19 protein-coding genes are annotated in these 21,692 nt (G+C 45.5%); 3 read left to right on the forward strand and 16 right to left on the reverse strand.

Translation table 11 applies throughout. The annotated features are described in order from the left end of the window. Positions 1-34: 34 nt before the first annotated feature. Entirely contained in the window at positions 35-250 is a 216-nt protein-coding gene (locus tag P2A85_RS12580) for a hypothetical protein (protein ID WP_377480448.1), read from the reverse strand. Between the two features lie 83 nt (positions 251-333). Here P2A85_RS12580 and P2A85_RS12585 point away from each other — a divergent pair, with 83 nt between their 5' ends. Further along, positions 334-624 carry a hypothetical protein gene (locus tag P2A85_RS12585; RefSeq protein ID WP_377480451.1) on the forward strand — a complete coding sequence of 97 codons (291 nt, stop codon included), beginning with the start codon at positions 334-336 and terminating at the stop codon, positions 622-624. Positions 625-720: 96 nt separating this feature from the next. Here P2A85_RS12585 and P2A85_RS12590 read toward each other — a convergent pair whose 3' ends face one another. The 7 genes from P2A85_RS12590 to P2A85_RS12620 form a co-directional block, all read right to left on the reverse strand. Then, positions 721-2,466: a sulfotransferase gene (locus P2A85_RS12590; RefSeq protein WP_377480454.1), complete on the reverse strand. Its 1,746-nt coding sequence runs from the start codon at positions 2,464-2,466 to the stop codon at positions 721-723. 167 nt (positions 2,467-2,633) lie between these two features. Beyond that, positions 2,634-3,344, reverse strand: coding sequence for a glycosyltransferase (locus P2A85_RS12595; RefSeq protein WP_377480457.1), 711 nt, complete (start codon positions 3,342-3,344; stop codon positions 2,634-2,636). Positions 3,345-3,525: 181 nt separating this feature from the next. Further along, a complete protein-coding gene (locus P2A85_RS12600; RefSeq protein WP_377480460.1) occupies positions 3,526-3,879 on the reverse strand; it encodes a WD40 repeat domain-containing protein in 354 nt (117 codons plus the stop codon). Further along, the gene (locus P2A85_RS12605; RefSeq protein ID WP_377480462.1) at positions 3,843-4,334 is read right to left on the reverse strand and encodes a WD40 repeat domain-containing protein; all 492 of its coding nucleotides are present in this window, start codon (positions 4,332-4,334) and stop codon (positions 3,843-3,845) included. The genes P2A85_RS12600 and P2A85_RS12605 overlap by 37 nt, the downstream gene beginning before the upstream one ends. A gap of 440 nt (positions 4,335-4,774) precedes the next feature. Further along, complete coding sequence (locus tag P2A85_RS12610; protein WP_377481461.1) at positions 4,775-11,806, reverse strand: FG-GAP-like repeat-containing protein; 7,032 nt, start codon at positions 11,804-11,806, stop codon at positions 4,775-4,777. Next, on the reverse strand, positions 11,791-12,255 hold the full coding sequence (locus P2A85_RS12615; RefSeq protein ID WP_377480465.1) for an alkaline phosphatase PhoX: 465 nt from the start codon (positions 12,253-12,255) through the stop codon (positions 11,791-11,793). Before P2A85_RS12615 ends, P2A85_RS12610 begins: the two co-directional genes overlap by 16 nt. Before the next feature lie 477 nt (positions 12,256-12,732). Continuing rightward, positions 12,733-13,473: a winged helix-turn-helix domain-containing protein gene (locus tag P2A85_RS12620; protein WP_377480468.1), complete on the reverse strand. Its 741-nt coding sequence runs from the start codon at positions 13,471-13,473 to the stop codon at positions 12,733-12,735. A 524-nt stretch (positions 13,474-13,997) separates the two neighbouring features. On the opposite strand from P2A85_RS12620, the gene P2A85_RS12625 reads away from it, so the two are divergent. Continuing rightward, a complete protein-coding gene (locus P2A85_RS12625; RefSeq protein WP_377480471.1) occupies positions 13,998-14,744 on the forward strand; it encodes a creatininase family protein in 747 nt (248 codons plus the stop codon). A gap of 319 nt (positions 14,745-15,063) precedes the next feature. On the opposite strand, the gene rpsF is transcribed toward P2A85_RS12625, so the two are convergent. After that, the gene (rpsF, locus tag P2A85_RS12630) at positions 15,064-15,399 is read right to left on the reverse strand and encodes a 30S ribosomal protein S6 (protein ID WP_341735670.1); all 336 of its coding nucleotides are present in this window, start codon (positions 15,397-15,399) and stop codon (positions 15,064-15,066) included. Between the two features lie 134 nt (positions 15,400-15,533). On the opposite strand from rpsF, the gene P2A85_RS12635 reads away from it, so the two are divergent. Beyond that, positions 15,534-16,331, forward strand: coding sequence for a carbohydrate ABC transporter permease (locus tag P2A85_RS12635; RefSeq protein ID WP_377481464.1), 798 nt, complete (start codon positions 15,534-15,536; stop codon positions 16,329-16,331). A gap of 21 nt (positions 16,332-16,352) precedes the next feature. On the opposite strand, the gene P2A85_RS12640 is transcribed toward P2A85_RS12635, so the two are convergent. The 7 genes from P2A85_RS12640 to P2A85_RS12670 form a co-directional block, all read right to left on the reverse strand. After that, complete coding sequence (locus P2A85_RS12640; RefSeq protein ID WP_377480474.1) at positions 16,353-16,484, reverse strand: hypothetical protein; 132 nt, start codon at positions 16,482-16,484, stop codon at positions 16,353-16,355. Between the two features lie 34 nt (positions 16,485-16,518). Beyond that, the gene (locus P2A85_RS12645; protein ID WP_377480476.1) at positions 16,519-19,083 is read right to left on the reverse strand and encodes an HD family phosphohydrolase; all 2,565 of its coding nucleotides are present in this window, start codon (positions 19,081-19,083) and stop codon (positions 16,519-16,521) included. Then, complete coding sequence (locus P2A85_RS12650; protein WP_377480479.1) at positions 19,080-19,412, reverse strand: hypothetical protein; 333 nt, start codon at positions 19,410-19,412, stop codon at positions 19,080-19,082. Before P2A85_RS12650 ends, P2A85_RS12645 begins: the two co-directional genes overlap by 4 nt. 18 nt (positions 19,413-19,430) lie before the next feature. Then, on the reverse strand, positions 19,431-19,601 hold the full coding sequence (locus P2A85_RS12655; protein ID WP_377480482.1) for a hypothetical protein: 171 nt from the start codon (positions 19,599-19,601) through the stop codon (positions 19,431-19,433). A 65-nt stretch (positions 19,602-19,666) separates the two neighbouring features. After that, entirely contained in the window at positions 19,667-20,812 is a 1,146-nt protein-coding gene (locus tag P2A85_RS12660; protein WP_377480485.1) for an ADP-ribosylglycohydrolase family protein, read from the reverse strand. Between the two features lie 194 nt (positions 20,813-21,006). Continuing rightward, positions 21,007-21,447 carry a type II 3-dehydroquinate dehydratase gene (gene aroQ, locus P2A85_RS12665; protein ID WP_377480488.1) on the reverse strand — a complete coding sequence of 147 codons (441 nt, stop codon included), beginning with the start codon at positions 21,445-21,447 and terminating at the stop codon, positions 21,007-21,009. A 99-nt stretch (positions 21,448-21,546) separates the two neighbouring features. Beyond that, a complete protein-coding gene (locus P2A85_RS12670) occupies positions 21,547-21,684 on the reverse strand; it encodes a hypothetical protein (protein WP_340518576.1) in 138 nt (45 codons plus the stop codon). Positions 21,685-21,692: the final 8 nt, after the last annotated feature.

Consider the following 21,692-nt stretch of genomic DNA (forward strand, 5'->3'; position numbering starts at 1 on the left):
CCCCAATGCCATCCTAAACGATTTGGCGGGTGCACTATGAGTCTGCGGGGAAGTTGGCGGCATATTCTGATTCAAATTCAGACCACGGGATTATTTGGGCCATTTTTACCCAACGGTTGTCCGCAGACAATTTAGAGCCGTTGGCTAGTTCAAAGTCTAAGGGTGGGAGGAGAGCAAGCTCAGCTTTCTTGTACACGAGCGCAGGTGGTGATGCACGGATGAAGACGTATTCTACCTCTTTATCTTGCACTAAACTCTCGATCGCGCGAGCGCGTAACCCAGGCTAAGTAACACGCGATCGATATATTCAGCAAACCCTATGTAGAATGGCAAATGCGTTCTCTGTTGGCTCCGATGCTATTTGATGAGGACGATTGGGAATCGGCTCACCAACAGCAAGAATCAGTGGTGAAAGCTGCCAAGAGCGATCGCACTCGTGCCAAAGCTAGAACTAAGCGTAGGACTGCATTACTGCATTCATCTGGTGGATTTCTTAATGAGGCGACGATTGGGGAGCGGGGTCGGCAAGTTTGGTTCGGGCGATCGCACTCCGGTTTATTGATATGTTTGGTTAATGATGCAAGCGCTGCGGTTGACATGAAGCAATGCCGCCATCAAGCATAACCTCACTGTGCTTATTCACCAATCGGCAAGTTTTGCGATTAAAAAACGAATAGCAGAGCGCTCTGCGTTGAGAGCGATCGCCCATCAACTTACCTGCTAAAACAACGAACTGCATTTATATCCCAGTTTTTCCAAGTTTTTCCAATTCATCAACTCAATAGTCTCCACCTCCGAGAAACTCAACTCATCTTGCCAAGCATTAATTCCCTTGACCCCAACCGGCTCTAAAGTATTAGGATGCCACACCATCTGACTCGGCGGAACTAAACCTGACTCGGCATTTCTCTGATAAAATTCCAACATTGACTCCTGAAAATCTACCCCAATCCACTTGCAAATTTTAGCTAACTGTGCCGACGGCTCTCTTACCAAATCTTCGTAAGAAACTAAATAAAATTGCTCCCATTTTTGATGGTATTTTTCGATCATTTTAACAACTTGATTCCATTGGTGCGTCAGTCCCGCTATCGTTTTTATTCCCGGCCACACTTCTCCCCTTTCCTGCTCTTTTGCTACTAATTTTTTGATAGAACTGTAACAAGCCCGAAAATCTCGCACAATCAAAATCACCTTAACACCCGGAAAATATCTCCTGATTTTTCCTAATTGATAAATGTGAAAAGGATTTTTGTCTCCCCAAATCGAAGCTGTCGGGTCAAACTGCTGGCGGTAAGTTTGATAAACTGTAGAAACTGCTTGAGCGTAACTCAATTGCTTGTTATTTGTCAAGTTATCTAATAAAAGCTGTGGGTCAACATTCCACTCCCCAAACCTGTGAAAATTGTTGTTGTAAAGGTCATTTAAAAAATCTTCAATTTGAGGTAGTAAGTCATTGACAGCACCGTATTTTGACTCTAGGGCAACAAAGAACAGACTTTCAGGGGGAATGCAGATATCTGGATGCGCTGTGAGCATTAAACGCAGGAGAGTTGTCCCCGAACGTTCGGCTCCTATTACAAAAATCGGACTTGATACGGTCGATTTGTTGCTGGGTGAATTAGCCTTAGCGCCTAAAAAAATGCTTGACTGGCTGTTGGGTGAATTAGCATCCGCGCTCGAAAACTTGCTCCTATCTATTTGATCATTAACTTGCTTCGGTCGCAAGCGAAATTGACCGACAAGTTCTACTCCCAACTCCAATTTGTCGGCAAGTTTGCGACGCACAAGCGCCTGTTCGACAGCGGTGTGGCATAGTAATATTTGCTCTGCCCGACGCTGGCGAGAAATGTTTTGCTGGTGGATGCGGTAATAATAAAGCGGTTTGTTGATTTTTCTAATTTCTGTAACTTCACTCAGCCGCAGGCACAATTCGTAATCGACAGCACTGGCAAATTTTGGGTCAACACCGCCACAATTATTGTAAGCCGATCGCCGAATTAAGCGGAAGTGAAAGACGATCGGATCTACTAACAGTTGCTCTGGGGAATAAGGAATTTGACAAAGAGGGCCTTCGCCACTAACACAGTCGTTTTCGTCGATGAGTAAATAGTGAGTGTAAACAACTCCAATTTGAGGATTAGCATCTAAAATTGGGACTGTTTCTGCTAGTGCTTTCGGGGCTAATAAATCGTCACTATCTACGCAGCCAAAGTAAGGAAATGTGGCTTCTCTAATGGCGGCCATTAGGGAATAGCCGGAGCCTCGGTGTTCGGCGGCGAGGACTTTGATTCTGGGGTCTAGTTTTGCATAGCTGCGGGCTATATTGAGAGAGTTATCTGTGGAACCGTCGTCCCAAATTAAGAGTTCAAAGTTAGGGTAAGTTTGGGCGATAACGCTTTCTATGGCAGCTTTGAGGTAGCGTTCTCGGTTGTAGACTGTCATGACAATGGAGATGGGAGTCATACAAGCGATTTTAGATTTTAGATTTTAGATTTGGGATTGAAGAATTGATGATAAGGGCGATGCACGTTGCACTTTATACTAACTAAAGATAACTTAGTCCTGCTCAACTTGTTTCTTTTTGCTGGCGTTTGTACAGAAAAAATCGACTGACGATATCTACTTCTAATTCAAATCTTTCGCTCAATCCGCGTCTTTGAAGCGCTTGTGAAATCGCTGATTGAGATTCGAGAATTTGGTTGGTCTAATTGCTGTTGAACAGTATGCTGGGAATGTTGGCGGTAGTAGTAAAGGGGTTTCTTGAGGTGATAGAATTGGGTGATTTCTGAAAGCCGCAGACAGAAATCGTAATCTTCAGCGCGGTTGAATTCGGAGTTGATGCCGCCTATCCTATCGTATAATTGGTGGCGAAATAAGCGAAAGTGGAAGGTCATAAAGTCTACTAACAGCCTATCTGGAGAGTAGGGTATTTGGCTGCGGTGTCCTAGTCCTTTTACTTGAGTTGTTTCATCGATCGTTAGACAATCGGTGTAGACTACTCCGATTTCTGGTTGTGCGTCTAATACGGCTGCGGTTTCTGCGAGGGCGGTGGGTGCGAGCAAGTCGTCGCTGTCTACCCAACCCGTGTATGTTCCTTTGCACATGGTATGAGCCACTTTGAGGGCAATTCCTCGGCCTTGGTGGGGGGAGGAGATTACTTGAAGTCGCGCGTCTTGCTGTGCGTATTTGCGGGCGATCGCGACGCTGGAGTCAGTGGAACCGTCGTCCCAAATTATCAGCTCAAAGTTGGGGTAAGTTTGGGCGAGAATGCTTTCTATGGCGGCGCTGAGGTATTGCGATCGGTTGTAGGTGGTGGTAATGATGGAGATTAAGGAGGTCATTGGGAATTTCAAGCAGTCGCAGTTTGACGCTTGTCAAGATAACATGGTTTAATGTTTTAATGCAGGGGTTTGAAAGCAAATTTTAGGGTTAAATAAATAGTATTTCTCGATAAAGAATAATCTTAAGCATTTTTTTGAAAAGGATATGCGACGATCGCGTTTTCACTTGATATTACTTCCATTACTCAATCTTAATAGGCGGTGGAACTCCCCAAAGTTTGACGGTAGTGTCTTTACTTCCACTAGCAAGTGCTTGTCCGTTGGGACTAAAAGCAACAGAATAAACAATACGGTGATGATAGATCGAATTGTTAGTAGAAGCATAAAAAGAGGCGATCGCTTTTCCCGCGTTCACTTCCCACATACCAATAACGCGGTAACCGGAATATCCACCGCCACCAGCAATGATTTGTCCGTCGGGACTAATTGCCAGCGAGACTATTTCCTCATCTGTAGGAATTGTGTAAATTACTTCTTGTGTCAGCAAATTCCACAATTTTATAGTTCTGTCTCCTTCGTGACTGCTAAAAAGCATTTGTCCGTTTGGATGAAAGCAAACAGTAAAAAAAAACCACATTCAGCATCCAATGTGCGAATTTCTTGCCCTGTTGTTACATCCCACAATTTGATAGTACCATCCGCACTGCCACTTGCTAAAATCTTGCCATCGGCATCGATCGCTAAAGATAAAATAGAGGAATTATGACTGGTAAGAGTGCGAATTTCTTGCCATGTTGTTAGATCCCATAATTTGATAGTACCATCCGCACTGCCACTTGCTAAAATTTGTCCGTTAGGGCTAATTACTACAGAAAGTACGGAACTACTATGACCAGAAAGTGTGTAGATTTCTTGAGACGTGTCATAGATAATTGTACGTCCTATCACCTGTGATGAAAAAGGTTCTTTAAACGGATTGTCATGAACAAAAATTTTCCGAAGGAAAGGCTCTGCTTCTAAATGAAATTCATCTTTAGTTAGAGTATGCATATAACTGATGTTGTATTACTTTTAAGAACTGGTATTACATATTTTGAAAAAAAACTTGATAAGCCAAATAAAAATGCAGTAAAAAAACACGGGTATCCATATTGTTATCCAGAATTCGACATTCTCATTGTCAAGCTGTTGCCCACGTAATTTAGAAATCAAAACATCAGTCAAAATAATATTAATTTCATTAATTAGCGTCGCCATAAAAACTCCACAAGTTGTATAGCGCCAAACTAGCACGATCGGCAAAATAAAAATCATCATTATCGAAATAAAATCAATAATGTCGGCAATTACTGACATATTTTTCTCAACTAACAACATCATAATTTACCTCCGGTGCTTATTCAAGATCATGAATATTTTCAGAATAAAATTTGAATATTTTATCCTGCTGTGTGTTTGAAGATTTAATGCCTCTAAAACCTAAACCAGAGCTAATATGATGGAAACCCCAGATTTTTTAGGTCGTTGATTATTTTAGTTTTAATTTCGTCTACCTGCCCTTCTATACTATTAATAATTTGTTCGAGATAGGTCCCACGCCACTGATCTCCTGGCAAGACTGGTCGCCAGACAGAGGCATCTGGGTATTGTTGAACAGTTCTATCAAGGCAGGAACAGTCGTATGAACCGCCTGGTGGAGTATTACTGGACTGTCGCCCACGATTTTGTGGCAAACCAGGAGAGAGAATTCGTCCCCCACGATCGCGAACCAGACTATCAGTAACAATGACATCTCCAATAGTCGCATCTCTTGGAACAAGTACGGGTACAGGCACGGATATTCCAACTGTCGTAGGCAATCGAACAGAGATAGTTTGCCATTGTATATTGCCTACAGAGACTTCATAAAATGCCCACTTGTTATTTCTACATACCCACACACCATCCGCATCCTTAGATCGACCTATACTATCTGGAGTAGCATCACCACGCTGTAATGTTTCCAGATAGTCACCTGTTTCATTACTGTTGAGAATAATCACTGGTTGGCTACTATTATTCGTTACCGATCCATTCGCAGGCCATCGTGTATCTCTAGTTCCTAAAGGATCAATTCTATCTATCGGACTATTCCCCACATACCGATAAAGATTAGCATCCCCACCACCAAACCCAACAGAATCCTCCCCAATAAACCGCCCTATCCCCGGATTATAATACCGACTCCGATAATAATACAACCCAGTCTCAGCATCCAACTCCCGCCCCGTAAACCCATACCGACTCCCAAACGCAGAATTCGACTGAGAAACCACCCCACCAAACGAATCATACCTCACATGATTTGCCACACTCCCACTATTATCCACCCAATCTGCCACCGTCCCCAACTGGTCAGTCAAAGCCCACAAAACACTACCATGAGCACTCTCCTGCGCCAACAATTGGTCAACACCAGCCCCAAACAAATACCGCTTATCCAAAACAGGTTGATTCGTCCCATTCGCCACAAAATCAAACAGCACATTATCCCTGTCATAAACAAACCGAGTCTCCGTACTCCCCACCTTCTTACTAATCCGACGGTTCTGAGAATCGTACTTAAACCCTACATTCTGAGTAACATTCCCCGCCACATCCTTATCAAAAACCCCCGCCAACCGATTCCGATAATCCCACTCATACTCAGTCACCTTATTACTCGAAATCTCAGTCCGACGAATCAAATTCCCTTGATCATCATAAGCATAATTATACTTACCATCAGAATTCAATCGATTATTACTTCCCGTCTGATACCCTGAACTATTACGATTCCCATTCGCATCGTAATTGAAACTTTCATCCGGCTTGTTACTATTAGAATGGTCAGCCACAGTCAACTGATTGTTCTTGTCATAGGTGTAATTTGTCACCCCATCAACATCCGCAATCCTCGTAATCCGATTCCCATTGTCGTAATCGAAGTCATAAGAAACCCCACTTCCGTGACTCAGAATATCCAAACGATTCTTAGCATCATAAGTATAGGTACTTCCCCTCACCAACTGACTACCACTCAAATCCGAATAACGATTCACCGACTTGATTTGACCGATATCATCGTAACCGAAATCTACTCGCTTCGATGCCACACCATTACCGCTTTGAGTAATTTGACTTACCCGGTTTAGCGTGTCGTAAGTATAAGCAGTATTCCCCTTAGCTGCGCCGTTAATTGTATCCTTGACAGACAGCAGATTATCTTGGTCATCGTAGGTGTAGTTTAACAGAACATTCGGTACCCCTGGCGTCCCCGTATTATCGACAGCAATTTGCCTTCCTTTTGGGTCGTAACTAAACTGGTAAGTCGAATCCGGGTCTTTAACAGAAGTTAGCTGATTTGCCGCATCATAAGTAGAAGTAATTGTCCGAATCGGATTGTTTGTAGCATTCAGCCAATTTTCTGCCGTCTCTCGATTTAGGGCATCATAAGTAAAGGAACGCACCAGACTATTTCGGTCAGTAATTCGAGTGCGGTTGCCAACTTTATCGTATTCAAAAGCACGAGTTTTGTTGAATTGATTCGTTTCCGATTTCAACCGATTTCTGGCATCGTAAACAAATTGAGTCGTATTATTTACCGGGTCTTTGATAGATGTGACATTGCCAACATCATCATATTCAGTGGTAGTGATTCCCGATGGAGTTAAAGCATCTATGACGCGGGTTTGGCGGTTTCGGGCATCGTAAACGTACTGCGTCTTGTTAGTATTCCCATCAATTTCCGCAGTAACATTCCCAACCTTGTCGTACTCAGTTTTACTCGTACTAGCCAGAGAAGTCTTTGCCCCTAGAGTAACATCCGTCCGCCTTCCCAACGAGTCATATTTATACTCAGTCCGGTTGTTATTAGCATCGATTTGAGCCACCATTTGATTCGTCGCATCATACTCAAAACGAGTAATTTTCCCATTTGCATCAACCTCTCGAATCAACCGACCTCGCGCATCGTAAACTTTATTAGTCCGATTCCCCTTAGCATCAATATTCCCCGTCTGATTATTATCAGAATCATACCGCATCTTCTCCACAGTTCCGTCAGGATTCACCGTTTCACTTAAGCGATTGTGACTGTCATACCGATACTCAGTCCTCCTTCCTAACGGGTCAATCATCAATACCTGATTCCCATTCTTATCATACTCATAACTCGTCACCGGTGAAGTCAACAGCCCGCTACCATCCGGGTCAGGAGCCGTCACTTTAACGAGCTGATTCATGATATTATACTCAGACTCAGTACGGCTGCCATTCTCATCAATTACCGCCGTCTGATTACCATCACCATCATACTCAAACTGCTGCACCGCTTCATCGGGAGTACCTTTAGCAAACGTCGTCTTCTTCAACCGATTCATCGCATCGTATTCGTACTCAGTGCGACGATTGTTTTCATCAATAACCGCCTTTTGATTCCCCGCTGTGTCGTACTCAAACTGCTGCACCGCTTCATCAACAGTCCCCTTAGCAACAGTAATCTTAACCAACTGATTTTGAGCATTATAATCGTAATCTGTCACCCGTCCGTTGGGGTCAGTTTCAGTGTCGATTAGGTTCTTGTTGGTGTAGGTATAGCTAGTAACAACATCATCGCTGCCGCCAACAGCACCTACTACCTTTGTGGCTTTTCTTCTGTTACCAGTAAGCGGGTCAATTTCGTAGAGGGTTTGGCGGCCTAATTCGTCAGTTTCGCTGGTTACTTGATTGAAAACAGGGTCGTAAGTATAACTCCGTTTGCCACCAGTACCGCTTCCAGTAGATTCAGAATTATTAAACCTCAGAGCAACAGTATTGCTATATTCATTAGCAACAACCAAATCTAAATCGCCATCTCCATCTAAATCTGATAAAACGGAAGCAGTTGGACCGTAGGGAAGGTTGGCAGTGTCTGCTTGCGTCAAACTGCCACTACCATTATTTAACAACACCACAGCTCGATCGGGAGCTGAACCGTAACCCTGCCCAGAAATCACCACGTCCACATCATTATCGAAATCCAAATCTCCCGCAACTACCGAACGCGGATCGAAATAGAGTGAGGAAACGTTGTAGATATCGGTACCGAAAGCATAGTTAATTGGGGAATTAAATGAGCCGTTTCCACTGCCCGATAATACAATGAGATTATGCTTACTGCCACCATAAAAATCGGATTGAGTAACAATCGCCTCTGGATTGCCATCCCCATTCAAATCCGCCACAGCTAAGGATGTTACAGATCCTAAAGAATTTATAGTAGAAGTAATTGGTGAATTCAAAGAACCGTTGCCACTACCCAACAGTACAAATATATTTAACTGATTATTTGGCTGATTAGTAGCAGCAACTACATCCAACCTACCATCGCGGTTAACATCCGCCAAAACCAATTGTTGTGCTTGACTGCTGAGTTGATAGTGAGTTGTAGAAAAACCGCTGCTGCTGCTAGAATCAGCCAACAGCACTGATATGCGTCGGTTGCTGTTGTCACCGTTAATTGTAACAATATCCAACCTGCCGTCACCGTTCATGTCTCCAGTCGCGAGGGCAATCGGGCTCACCCCCACAGTCGGATTGTTGGTATTAACAGTAAAATTACTACCGCTGTTTGACAATATTAATACGTTGGAGCTGGAAACACCTCCACTGGTTGTGATATTGCCATCAGCAACAACAATATCCAAGTCGCCATCACCATCGGTATCTGCCAATGCTACAGCCTTTGGTTGCCTGTTGGTGCCAAGAGTAATGTCTATTTTAGGTTCGTAAGTTTTATCTTCTTTACCGCGCAGTAATGAGATATTGCGGCTGCCAGAATTTGCTGTTACAATATCGGGAATGCGATCGCCGTTAACATCTCCCACCGCTACAGATACAGGACCAGAACCAACAGCGTAGTTGCTGCCATTTAAGAGCAAATCGATGTTGGTATTATTGTTATTTGAATTTGTTTGACCGGAACCGGAAAGGGAATCAGAAATGCTTTTCACATTCCCTTTAGCATCGTATTCGTAAGAAGTAGTATTGCCCCGCCCGTCAGTTCTTTTCGTCACCAACAAATTCTGATTCCGCTCAAAAGTAGGTTTCAATCCTCCGCCATCTTTTGCCGAAACAACTTGACCTGTTTGGTCGAGAATCTGAGTAACTACCCCACCACTACCATCAGCATAACTCGCTTCCACCGCACCTAAAGGTTTAGCTACAGGCGCATTCAAAGGATTAATTGTATCCTGGGGTCGATAAAGTCCTTGTACCTGTACTGGTGCCACTTGCAACTGCGAACCATCCTTCCGAATTCCCCCTGTTGCCCTACCTGCAAAGTCGTATAATGTTTGTTCGGAAAATCCCCGTTTGTCTACTTCTTTTGTGATGTGACGTTCGCTGTCATAACTGAACGTCCTTGCTTGATTGTCGGGGTCAACAATCTTTTGCAGATTGCCTGCTGCGTCGTATTCTAACTTTGTCAACCGTCCTGCCGGGTCTTCTATTTGACTTACTTTGCCGTTGGCATAGGTCAACTTGGTAATCAACCCGGCTATGTCGATGATTTGGGACAACTCACCGGATGAATTGTAAATATATTTGGTTTCGTTGCCGTTAGCTTCTTTAACCGAAACCAGGCGCTTGCCTGCATTGAAACTGTAAACAGTTTGGTCTTTTAAGGTGCGGCGAAATGTGCCGTCTGTCAGTTTTTCTAATTTGGAGAAATCCCCTGGAGGAGATACATATCCTCCCCCTGCTGTTGTGGATTTCTCGAATACTAATTCGCTGCCGTCACCGTCTATTAATAATATTGAGGAGTCGGAGTTTTCTACTAATTCTTGCCATCCTGCTATTCCCCAACCGCTACCGAAGGGGCTGTTAATTGTGTTTACTGATATTAATTTGTCTTTGGTGTCGGTTGATGAACCTGCAAATATACTGCCTGTAAATCGGCGGATGCCGCTGTTGATTGTATAGTCGTATTGACCTGAAGGTAGGGCACTCATATCGACTTGCAGGGCTGCGTCAATTTTACCTCCATTATTTGGCATTGACCAGAAGTGTTCGCCTCCGGTTAAACTGTATTGGTTGCCGGAATATCCGGGTATTTGATATTTAGATTTGCCTGCATCTACGGTTAATTTAGCGACTAATTTTTGGGCTGTGTCGCTTGGTGCGTTATTGTAGCCGAAGTGGACTATCGGTCTGGGGTCTGCCCTTAATGAGTCGTAGGTTAAGGTGAGGCTGCGGCTTTCTCCCATTGATTGATAGGGTACGAGGTTGTGGGTTTCTATTACTGCGCCGGAGTGGAGTTCTACGGTTGAGGTTAAGTCTCCTTTTGCTTTGCATTCGTTGCAGTTGTCTTTGGGGTTGCGGGGGTTTTGACCCGGATTTTCGGGCGCTGGCGCGGGTGGGGCGAAGAAGTGCCAACTGCTGTTGCGGATGCCGCCGGAAATGGTTTCGATCGCACTTCCGTCGGCGGTGACTTTACCCGTACCTACATTGTCGAAAAACCCAGTGGTGGGGTTAATTGACCACAAGTCCATCGTACTGCCCGGTGCGTATCCGGCGCGATTGGGTAAGGAGAGGGGGGCGGGGGTGCTAAATACCATATCCCCTGGCTGAATCGTAACTACCAAGTCGGTGTGTAAATTGGGCGGCAGGGCGGCGGGAGTTAATTCTGTGGGGACTTCGGTGATGCTGAGGTTTTCGGTGTAGGGATTGCCTTCAGCATCTTTGAGGGAACCTGCTTTGACAAATACGGATGCTTTGGGAATGGCGGCGGTGGTGACGGTAGTGTCGGCGGCTGGGTTGATGGTTTTGCCGTTGGCGGTGTCGATTGGCGGCAGGTAAATCGGACGGGAGATGACGTTGTTAACGTTGGAGTAAACTTGGTGTTCCAACAACAACGGCAGTTTTTCGGCAATGTAGGGGTAGTTGTCTTCGCCTGTAATGCCGTCGCCGTAAATTTGCAGGGTATCTGGCGGCACTAATTCGGGAAGTCCGAGTTCCGCCAAACCGGGAAATTCCAGCCGCAGAATTTCAAAGGAACCGTCGGCTGCTGTGATTGCCCGCAAGTCGCCGAGTCCCACCAACACACCTTCTAAGGGTTGCTGGTTGGTGTTTTGAATTACTCCTGAAATACGGGTGTTGCCGACAGTGGAAGCCGTAACGTTGACTGTGACGGGTTTAGTGGTTTCTAAAACTCCGTCGCTGGCGACTACTGTAAAGTTGTAGGTTCCTATTTCTTCGGGAGTGGGAGAAATTTCTAGGGTGCCGTTACCAGAGATTTTGCCTGTGGGTAAGGGAGTGGACGATTTGATGGCAAAGCTAATGGGGTCGCTGTCGGGGTCGGTTGCGGTGAGGGGCAGTTTGAATGTCTCTCCGATTTTAACGTTGATGGGAGCGATCGCAGTCAAATTTGGAGCTTGATTGGCGGCACCGGCAATGGCGGTGGCGGTGAGGGAAAATTTCTGAAGGTTGGGGTTGTTAATGACTAATTCTACAGGGTCTGAAATCGCTCCGGCATCCTAATGTATTCAAAATTAACAGTCAAAAATCCTTCATCTTTGCTGGTTTCAACAAAGGAGAGATAATCATTGTTATAGCCGAAGCGAGAATCGCCTACTTTGTCTCCCCAAGCAGCGATAATATCGTAAATAAAATCTTCAGGGATTAGCAGGTCGTCTGGGACTTCGTAGGCGCTGTAAGCTTGGATTTGCTGCTGTGAGGATGCGGCACTAATTTGGATTAGTTCTCCGGTTTGCGCTACTGTACTGCTACCTGAGAGAGGCATTGGCCCTTTAAGAGGTTTAAAGTTTATGCCTGCTTCAATGTTGGCAGATGTGTTCGTAGCACTAACAGGATTTCCGAAGGGCATGAAAGCTTTCTGTTGGCAAGAATTGAGTGCAAAAGTACCAGCACTTGCACCTAAGAAAAGTAGGAATTCGCGACGCTTGATAGTCATAGGTAAAACAGAGTTTAACGAGAGGTTATCAGCAGATTTGTCACCGAAGTCGAATCATCTGGATACTCAAGCGAGCCCATTGGTGTCAACTTAAGCCTGAAACCCTTGGTATCTCTCGCTTTTACCTGAGTCCAGATCCCCCTCGCATCCCCACCCCCCCCTAGCCCCCCCCAAGGGGGGAAGGGGGACTTTGAGAAGACTCTTGTCCCCCCCTTCGATCGGGGGGCTAGGGGGGATCTGGCCTTAATCGTTAAACAGCAGTCTATCACTGGGTTTGACCTTAAGTTGACACCAATGGGCTCGCTTGAGTGTCCGAACTATCATGTGTGAGTACAATCGGAATTGATATAACTCGATCTAACCCTTTGTCTGATTTCTCATCTTTTCTAACACAAGCTCAAAAATAAGGACACAACAAAATTGTGTCCCTAAGTTAATTCAATGGCTAATATAGCACCTTCTCATTAATTTTATAATTCAGCCAAATCGATAGCCAAACCCGCGCACTGTAATGATATATTCCGGTTGACTGGGGTCTATTTCCAATTTTTCTCGCAGCCAGCGGATGTGAACGTCCACTGTTTTGCTGTCTCCGATAAAATCTTGTCCCCAAATTTTTTCCAGCAACTGATCGCGAGACCAAACTCGACGGGGATAACTCATAAATAGTTCTAACAAACGAAATTGTTTGGGAGAAAATTTTACTTCTACACCGCGAACAAGCACTCGACATTCTTCAGGATAAACAGTTATGTTCTTGTATTGGAGCATGACTGGTTGTGGCAACTGACCGAGGCGTTGTCTCCGCATCAGTGCTCGACAGCGAGCGATAAACTCTCGCATTCCAAAAGGTTTGGTTAAGTAGTCGTCAGAACCGGCTTCTAGATAAAAAGCGCAATTATTTGCACTTCCCCTGGCACCAATAATCAAAATAGGTACGGGATTTCCTTGATGTCGTAACATTCGACACAGATCTAAACCGTTAATTGAATCCATAATCAGCAAGTTAAAGCATGAATCACCGTGATATGACGATCCACTTTGGATGGAAGGGAGAGCGTTGCGCCCGTCGCTAGTAACCACCACCTCATAGCCCTGTTCTTGGAGGGCTAAAGCTAGCATTTCCCGCAATAGGTCTTCACCTTCGAGTAACAAGATCCGACCCGCTTGTCCAACGGTAGACCTTGAAGGACTTTCGCTTAATTCAGCAGAAGACATAAAAATCAGTGTTTGAGTTATGTTTGTTTGTGGCTGGTGGAAGGCGCCTTGTTAAGTGGCTCAGGCGCGCCTCACGCTGCGATCGCACTTATAAGATCGCCTGTTCAATCGCTTTACATCCTCTGCCAGTCCATCCAACAGATGCGCGCTCGACCTTTGCTACTTGCTCGTGCAAGGAATAAAGCCGTAGAGCAGTTGCCGAAGCCGCGCTGTCTGCCTGCGTCCAGGCTTTTGATGCCTGGTCTTTTTTAGGGGGTGGTGTTAATTTCATAAAACATTGCCCGCTGATAATTGACCAGGTAACACCCAATCTATAGGGAGATGGTTGTTATCTTACTCTTAAAAGGTTATTAAAAGGTAAAGCTTTGGTAATTAAGTAGTTAAATTATTAAGGTCAAGTAATATAAATATGAATTGGCGATCGCTTAGTTTAATTATAAAATAATCAATTTGGCTAGATCCTATTTTCTGCAATGGCCGACTACGATCGAGTTTGTAAGTAAAAAATCTGTAAACTGCCTATAATGTTGCTGCACTTAAGTACCTGGCCGGAGGTAGAAACCTATCTAGAGAGTTCCCGTGGCATAATTATCCCGATCGGCTCTACGGAACAACACGGACCGACTGGATTAATCGGGACGGATGCCATAGCCGCGGAGGCGATCGCCCGCGGTGTGGGGGAAGCCGCCAATGCCTTAATTGGCCCGACCATTAATGTGGGCATGGCCTTGCACCACACTGGTTTTCCCGGCACCATCAGCCTGCGACCACAAACCATGATACTGGTAATCAGGGATTATATCACATCTTTGGCAAAAGCGGGGTTTGATAAATATTTCTTTATTAACGGTCACGGTGGGAATATTGCGACGATGAAAGCAGCATTTTCCGAGACTTACGCCCATTTATCAGATTTGAATCTGCCGAATTGCGATCGAATTCAATGTCAAATCGGCAATTGGTTTATGTGCGGCTCCGTATACAAACTAGCCAAAGAATTGTATGGAAACCAAGAAGGTGGACACGCCACCCCTAGCGAAGTCGCCTTAACTCAGTACCTGTATCCAGAAGCAATCAAGCAAGCTCCACTTTCTGAGGAAGTTGCATCCGGGCACAAAATCTACGGTGCTACTGACTTTCGTCGCCGATTTCCCGATGGCAGAATGGGTTCAAACCCGGCTTTAGCAACTCCCGAACATGGCCAGCAATTTTATGAATTAGCAGTCAAAGAGTTAACTAATAATTACTTGGAATTTTTAAGCTCGGATTAAGAAATTAGGAGGCGGCAGTGCCGTGTCCCTACATGATTATTTTCGGGTAGGGAAACGGCATTGCCGAAGGAGTGTCAACTTAAGCTGTCAGCCCGCCCCGTGTCCGTTAGTCATCCCGCGAGTCCGCCAGGGACTGAAGTCCCTGTCTAATAGCGAAAGTCCTCTCAAAGAGGACTGAAGAGAAGAATCTCAACTCATTAGTCCTCTTTTAGAGGACTTTAGCTTTGAGGCAGGGGTTTCAACCCCTGCCGGACTATTGGTTGTACCTTAAGTTGACACTAATGGGCACTGCCGTCTCCTTCACTACAAACTCCTGAACCTACTCAGCAGCTACTTCTTCGGCTTCCGCTTCAGGCGCATCTGGGACATCTTGCTTGATTGTCAAATAGCGAATCACTTCTTCACTCAAACGCATGGCGCGTTCCATAGGGAAAATTGCAGCGCCCGGAGCTGTATAGTTCATTTGAACGTATACTCCGTCGCGGTGCTTGCCGATTTCATAAGCCAAACGACGCTTCCCACGGTGCTGGGTTTCGATATTTTCCGCACCTTGATCGCGCAAAATAGTTTGATATTTCGCGATCGCCTGATCGGTCATTTCTTCACCCAAATCTGGGCGCAGAATGTACATTGTTTCGTAAATAAACGGTTTCATGCCAAAAATCCCTTATGGACAACAAGGCTTCTCGCGAAGCAAGGACTTATTATCATATCCCAACAATGAACAATTTCAAAACTAAAAAACCAAATTCCCCAAACAGCACTCCCTCCCAGTGGCATACCCTGTGGATGTACAGTATGATGAGTGCGATCGCCCTTTTAATGCTATTCCCCCTGTTGTGGCTGCTGAGCACATCCCTCAAATCCCCAGCCGAAAACATCTTTCAATTTCCCCCCCAACTGTGGCCCCAACAGCCCACCCTAGAAAACTTCATCAAAGTTTGGGAAACAAACCCCTTCGGGCGCTACCTCTTCAACAGCACCCTGATTGCTACCCTCACCGTTAGCATCAACGTCCTATTTTGTGCCCTGGCCGCCTATCCCTTAGCCAGACTCAATTTTCGAGGCCGCGAAGCCATCTTAATTGCGATCGTTTCCACCATCATGATTCCCTTCCAAATCGTGATGATTCCTCTATATGTATTAACTGTACAACTAGGACTAAAAAACAGTTATTTAGGCGTAATTTTTCCCGGATTAGCCTCAGCATTCGGCATATTTTTACTGCGCCAAGCATTCCTCGCAGTTCCCAAAGAATTAGAAGAAGCCGCCCGCATTGATGGATGTAGCGAATTAGGCATTTGGTGGCACATTATGATTCCAGCAATTAAGCCAGCATTAGTCACTTTAGCAATTTTTGTATTTATCGGCTCTTGGAGTGACTTTTTGTGGCCGCTGCTAGTTTTAGACAGACCAGAATATTATACTTTGCCGCTAGGAGTCGCTAATTTAGCCGGGACATTTTCCTTAGATTGGCGTTTAGTGGCGGCCGGTTCTATTATTTCCATTGTACCAGTTTTAGGACTATTTTTGATATTGCAAAAATACATTGTACCCACAGAAACAGCGACGGGAGTCAAGGGATAATATCCATCTTAAAAATCCGCATTAGATCAAATCCGGTTGCATCGGAATGATTAAACCGCGAAGACACAAAGAGCGCGAAGTCAGAACTGCATCTTCTTCTTTCCCCCCTTGGGGGGGTTCTTCCTTTGCGTCCTTCGCGCCTTCGCGGTTCATTTAATCTTACCCACTCTTTCCATCCAAATTCTCCTTATCTCGGAGTAAAAACCGCACTAGGATAAGCAATTCGCTTATGATTGAACTGTTCCCAAACCCGCACAAAAATCTCTGCAATCAGAGACATATCCTCCCGCGTCAAACCCGAATCAATCAACTGATTATCCTGCCAACGAGCACGCAAAATCTTATTAACCATACTCAAAGCCTCCTCGTGAGTGGCATCCTTGAGCGATCGCAAAGCAGCCTCACAGGAATCCGCCACCATCACAATCCCAGTTTCCCGTGACTGAGGAATCGGCCCATTGTAGCGAAAATCCTCTTCCCTCACTTCCCGACTTTCCATAGTTAACGTTGTTGTTGTTGAATTATGCCCATCGGCCACAGCCATCTTTAAATCTGCCGATTCCTGAGCCACAATTTGCTTTGCTTGGTGATAGAAATAAGCAATCAACATCGTCCCTTGATGTTCAGGAATAAACGCCTGAATCGCCTTCGGCAATCGATGTTTTCGTGCCATCACTAAGCCTTCACTAACGTGCTTTTTAATAATCTGGGCACTGGCCCAAGGGTCATTAATTTCATCATGTTTATTACCCCCGCCCATTTGATTTTCGCAAAATCCGATTGGGTCGTGCATTTTGCCAATATCATGGTATAGTGTCCCAGTTCTAACTAGCTCTACATTGCAGCCCAGTTCCCGCGCCGCCGCTTCGGCCAAACTAGCCACAAACAGCGTGTGCTGAAAAGTCCCAGGAGCCTCCGCAGCCAACTTCTTCAATAGGGGACGATTGGGATTAGCCAATTCTGCTAGTCGGATGGGGGTAATCAAGTCAAAAACGTGTTCTAAATAAGGGCTGATGCCCAGAGCTACAACGCTCCAAGCTAAACCGGCTAAACTTTGGGCACCCACGGTACCGAGCACAACGTACCAAATAGAGCCGGCAGCGACGCTGGCAATCATTGTCCCCACCAGATAAACGATGCCCTGAGTTAAGCCGATCGCCACGCCCAAGAGAGCCAATTCTTCGCGCGATCGCAACCTGCTCGCCATCAAAGCACCCAGCAATCCCGCCGCCGCGCTAGCCACCAAATGAATCAACTCAATTTCCAAGCCAATGGGTAACACCAGTGACAACAGCCCCACCACAGTAACCCCCACGGCTGAACCGTAGAAGCCGCTTGCTAAAATGCCGATCGCCGGCAAAGTTGTCCAAGGCAGCCCCAAACTTACCAACACAGGCGCGCTCAAAGTCAACAGCAACAGCAGCAAATGATCTCTACGGCGCAAGCGATAATGCCTTTCTACCAGTAGGACGATCCCAATCGCCGCCCCAACTAAGCAGACAAAGCCCGCCAGCCCCAACCAATTCACACCCCGCCTACTCAAACCGAAATAGTCGAGTAACACGAAATCTTGTTGAGAGATCTCTTGTCCTTCTGCAACAATTATCTGGCCCTGGTTTACTTCTAGTGTCACCACTTGTACCTTTTGGGCCGCTAATTCAGCTAGCTGTTTGGTTTCTTCCGAATCTCGCACCAAATTGGGCTGTAAAATCGCTGTTAAAGCTTCTATGGCAAAATTTTGCGATACCCCAGGCACTGAGTCGGCCACTTGCAGTCTCACAGCTTCCTTTAAAATATCTTTGGGCAAACCCTGGGGAATACCTTGAGCCAGCATTTTTTTTGCTACCAGACTCATACCCTTTTGGGTTTCCTGCCATGCTGTATCGGACAAATCAAACAGGGAATTATCATAAATCTGTCCTAGTCGGGACACCGATTTGGTTTCCATCGCTTCCACAGCGTTAAGATAGCCCTGGCGAACTTCGGAGATACCGTTTGTCAGATTTTGGAATTCTACCTTGGAGACCGATCGACTGTAAGCTTGCAGTTGAGCGACAGCATCTTGTTGAGATTGATTTCCCGTCGGCTGCGTCGGACTGCTGGACTCCAGACTCAAGGGCGTAGCTTTGGTACTACCGTCTCCTACTTGCGCTAGGATCGATCGCCACTCCCATTCTGGACAGCTCCGCAGGTACAATTGAACCTTAGTTGACAGCAATTCTGGCCTGGCCAAAGGCAAAGAACCGATCGCCAGTCGCAGTTCGGTCCCATGTTGTAAAAATTGTTGCAATTCTTGATATATTTTGCGATCGGCATTCTCGTCAACCATCAATATCGCTACCGCCCCAATCCGCGCTGCTTTCCTTTGTTCTTCCGTGGTTTTGAGATCGGAGACCTTCGCACTAGCTGGGGCCTTAATTGTCTGAGGAGCTTTTGTGCCTACATCTAGTTTCGGTTGGTTGTAAAAACGGTGTCCCAGAGTGCTGCTGAGGGAAATGACGGCGACGATCGCCAACAGAGGGGAACGAGCTTGATTTTTGAGGTAGGATTGTGAATTTTTACTTTTATAACCAGTAAAACTTTTGGGTCGATCGGATTTCTTGGGGAAAAAACGGTTGAGCATAGAGCCACGCGGGCGATCGTCTGATTCTTGTTTGCTACCATCATGCTGCACTTTCGCAACCTGTTGGCGCGGAGAGCGGAAAGTCCCTAGTTGTTCTATTTGCCGCATCAATGAGGAGAGAGTATTCATAAAAATTTCACCGGAAGCCGGAAACTCAGCGTCTTCTGAACTGAGAGGGAAGCGACACGGGGCAGTAGTTCCATCCCCGTAATATCGATCGACGCTATGGGGGCACTGACAAAGTAACCTGTATAATGTGATTCATCACGCAAAAAGCTTTCCATTATAGCTGGTCTCCAACATCTTGCAGCATTCTCAATCAGGCTGGCAGCGACTGACTCTTGATCCCACCCCACAGTTAGATTTACTGTGTTTGGCACAGGCCCCACAGCCTGCGATCGAACACCTCCCATCAGTCCGACATCCAACCGATATTGCTGTTTGTGACAGACTCCCACATCAAATCTGAGTACAGATTATGATGTGGACTTCTTAACAGCCCGATGAAGGGTATGTAAGATTTCCTTGATGGTACTGTTATCCATAGTTCCTACTTTAGCGATGGGCGAACCAACTTTGTTCATAAATTGACCACTGGAATGGTGGGCGATGGTTTGGCGATGGTACGAGTAGCTCTCATTAAGCATCAAACCCTATTGTGTTAGATCGTCGGAGCAGTTTCAGAAGTCAAGAATCTGGGTATTCTGTTTTTTTAATTACGAGATCTAATTACATAAGGTGCAGCCACCACTGCCCCCATGATGGGGGGTTCACCTCCGGCATCGGGACTGTAAACTCCCGTCCAGACGGAAAATAGGTGATTAGCTAGCTGTTTGATTTTGGCATCCGTAGCCGTTAAACAGACCGAGGGTTCAGTCCCCTCTGCTGCCGAGATCGATGCCACCGCAGCCGAATGTCTGGATCGCCATTCTACAGGAATCGCGGCAGCACCATTGTAAGATCCTGACAAAGCTCCCGTCAGCGAGCAGGTTAGCGGGGCTGCGATACCACACCGGGCAGCGCGGAAAACTGACAAACGCAAATCTTCTGGGGTACTTAAGAAGCAGTAGAAAGCGATCGCCATCGAAATGAAATTTCCTGGGTTGACAATTGAGTTAGTTTGTGATTTTTTTTCACCCTTGGTATGGCTTTCTTCCAAAGCTATGGCGCTTTTGCAGAGATGGTTTTTGGCTCTTTCTAAATCTGCTCCCTTTTCTAATAATATTTGTACTTGTGAAAGCAGCTCGGTTAAAGCATTATCTGTTGCCAGGTAGGTAATTGTTTGAGGAATTGCCGTCGCGGGGTCAAGTTTTTCTTTGAGCGATCGCGCGATCGCATACCCTAATGCTAAAACTCCTGTCTCACATTCTGAAGCGCTTTGGTTGTGCCAAACATCTGTCGCCAGCATGAGTTTTGCTCGGAGCTTGGCTTTATTTTCGTGATAAAACAGTGCTGTTGGCAATGCAGCAACCGCAGTTTCACAAGGGTTAAGTAGACTTTTAGCTTCTGTGTTTGGCGAATGGTAAAGCTCAGACTGAGCAAATGTTTCCCAAGTATCGCGCCAATCTTTTACATCTAAACCGCCACATCTAATTAAACTTTGAGCTGCGGCTAGAGCCCGCATCCAGCACTCGGATGAGTTTTTGCCAGTTGGAAGTTTACCCTTGGACGATTTCCATCCCAAATTTGCCCCACTCAGGGACAATGGTTGGTGTTTAGTCAGTTGTAAAATCGGTTGGAAGTCTCCTGTTTGGGGGAGAATACCCATAATTTGTTTCTCGTATTGAATGCCTATAAAATCTCCTAAAGCGCAACCCATTAAGCTTCCTTGAAACTTGTTCAATAGAGAATGTCGCATATTGGTTATTGGTTATTTGTTATTGGTTATTTGTTATTTGTTATTTGTTATTTTGGTTTTTATATTAATTTTTTGCGGTCCGATCGAACCTATAATCCCTGGCTTCCGAATCAAAAAACTTATCTTAATTAAAGCGCCGTTAACTCCCCGATTTCTTAAACAAGAATTCGGGGAGGTTGGTACTAGGTAAATTTTCAGTAGTTTTTCAAGTGACTAACTAAAGCTTGGAGCCCTAGCCGATAACTCTCTGAACCAAAACCACTGATTTGCCCGATCGCCACTGGTGCTATAAACGAGTGGTGCCGGAAATCTTCCCGGCGATAGATATTGCTCAAATGAACTTCTACCGCAGGCAAATTGACGGCGGCGATCGCGTCCCTAATTGCCACACTCGTATGAGTATAAGCTCCAGCATTAATTAAAAGGCCTTGGTGCTGCCCTAACATCGAATGAATGGCATCCACCAATACTCCTTCATGATTGGACTGCTGGATTGAGACTTTCACCTGGAGCGCAAGAGCTTCTTGCTCTAGCAACTTGTTGATATCATTTAAAGTTGCCGATCCATAGACTCCAGGTTCTCTCTGACCCAGCAGATTGAGATTTGGGCCATGCAGTACCAGGATATTTAACAATTTTAAAATTTCCAGCGCGACAAAATGTGTGAGGATTTTGATTTCGGTCTTATAACCACTCTCAAATCTCAATTCTCAAACTAACCAAGCCAGTTTAGGCTACCTGCGATGTCTTGGTTGGTTGACTGGAATTGGAATCGGTTGCAGTTCCGGTTGAGCTTCTGGATTCAGCAATCCTTCAATCAGCTTGCGAACCCATTCCTTGATTTGTTCCAGCACCTTTTCAATGTCTTCCATTGAACGGA

Source organism: Microcoleus anatoxicus, assembly GCF_042465725.1.
GTDB classification, from domain to species: domain Bacteria; phylum Cyanobacteriota; class Cyanobacteriia; order Cyanobacteriales; family Microcoleaceae; genus Microcoleus; species Microcoleus anatoxicus.

Coding starts and splice junctions, on each gene's coding strand:
- P2A85_RS12585 (WP_377480451.1), top strand. CDS start 334: ATGCGTTCTCTGTTGGCTCCGATGCTATTTGATGAGGACGATTGGGAA.
- P2A85_RS12590 (WP_377480454.1), bottom strand. CDS start 2,466: ATGACTCCCATCTCCATTGTCATGACAGTCTACAACCGAGAACGCTAC.
- P2A85_RS12595 (WP_377480457.1), bottom strand. CDS start 3,344: ATGACCTCCTTAATCTCCATCATTACCACCACCTACAACCGATCGCAA.
- P2A85_RS12600 (WP_377480460.1), bottom strand. CDS start 3,879: ATGCTTTTTAGCAGTCACGAAGGAGACAGAACTATAAAATTGTGGAAT.
- P2A85_RS12605 (WP_377480462.1), bottom strand. CDS start 4,334: ATGCATACTCTAACTAAAGATGAATTTCATTTAGAAGCAGAGCCTTTC.
- P2A85_RS12615 (WP_377480465.1), bottom strand. CDS start 12,255: ATGACTATCAAGCGTCGCGAATTCCTACTTTTCTTAGGTGCAAGTGCT.
- P2A85_RS12620 (WP_377480468.1), bottom strand. CDS start 13,473: ATGTCTTCTGCTGAATTAAGCGAAAGTCCTTCAAGGTCTACCGTTGGA.
- P2A85_RS12625 (WP_377480471.1), top strand. CDS start 13,998: ATGTTGCTGCACTTAAGTACCTGGCCGGAGGTAGAAACCTATCTAGAG.
- rpsF (WP_341735670.1), bottom strand. CDS start 15,399: ATGAAACCGTTTATTTACGAAACAATGTACATTCTGCGCCCAGATTTG.
- P2A85_RS12635 (WP_377481464.1), top strand. CDS start 15,534: ATGTACAGTATGATGAGTGCGATCGCCCTTTTAATGCTATTCCCCCTG.
- P2A85_RS12640 (WP_377480474.1), bottom strand. CDS start 16,484: ATGAACCGCGAAGGCGCGAAGGACGCAAAGGAAGAACCCCCCCAAGGG.
- P2A85_RS12645 (WP_377480476.1), bottom strand. CDS start 19,083: ATGAATACTCTCTCCTCATTGATGCGGCAAATAGAACAACTAGGGACT.
- P2A85_RS12655 (WP_377480482.1), bottom strand. CDS start 19,601: ATGCTTAATGAGAGCTACTCGTACCATCGCCAAACCATCGCCCACCAT.
- P2A85_RS12660 (WP_377480485.1), bottom strand. CDS start 20,812: ATGCGACATTCTCTATTGAACAAGTTTCAAGGAAGCTTAATGGGTTGC.
- P2A85_RS12670 (WP_340518576.1), bottom strand. CDS start 21,684: ATGGAAGACATTGAAAAGGTGCTGGAACAAATCAAGGAATGGGTTCGC.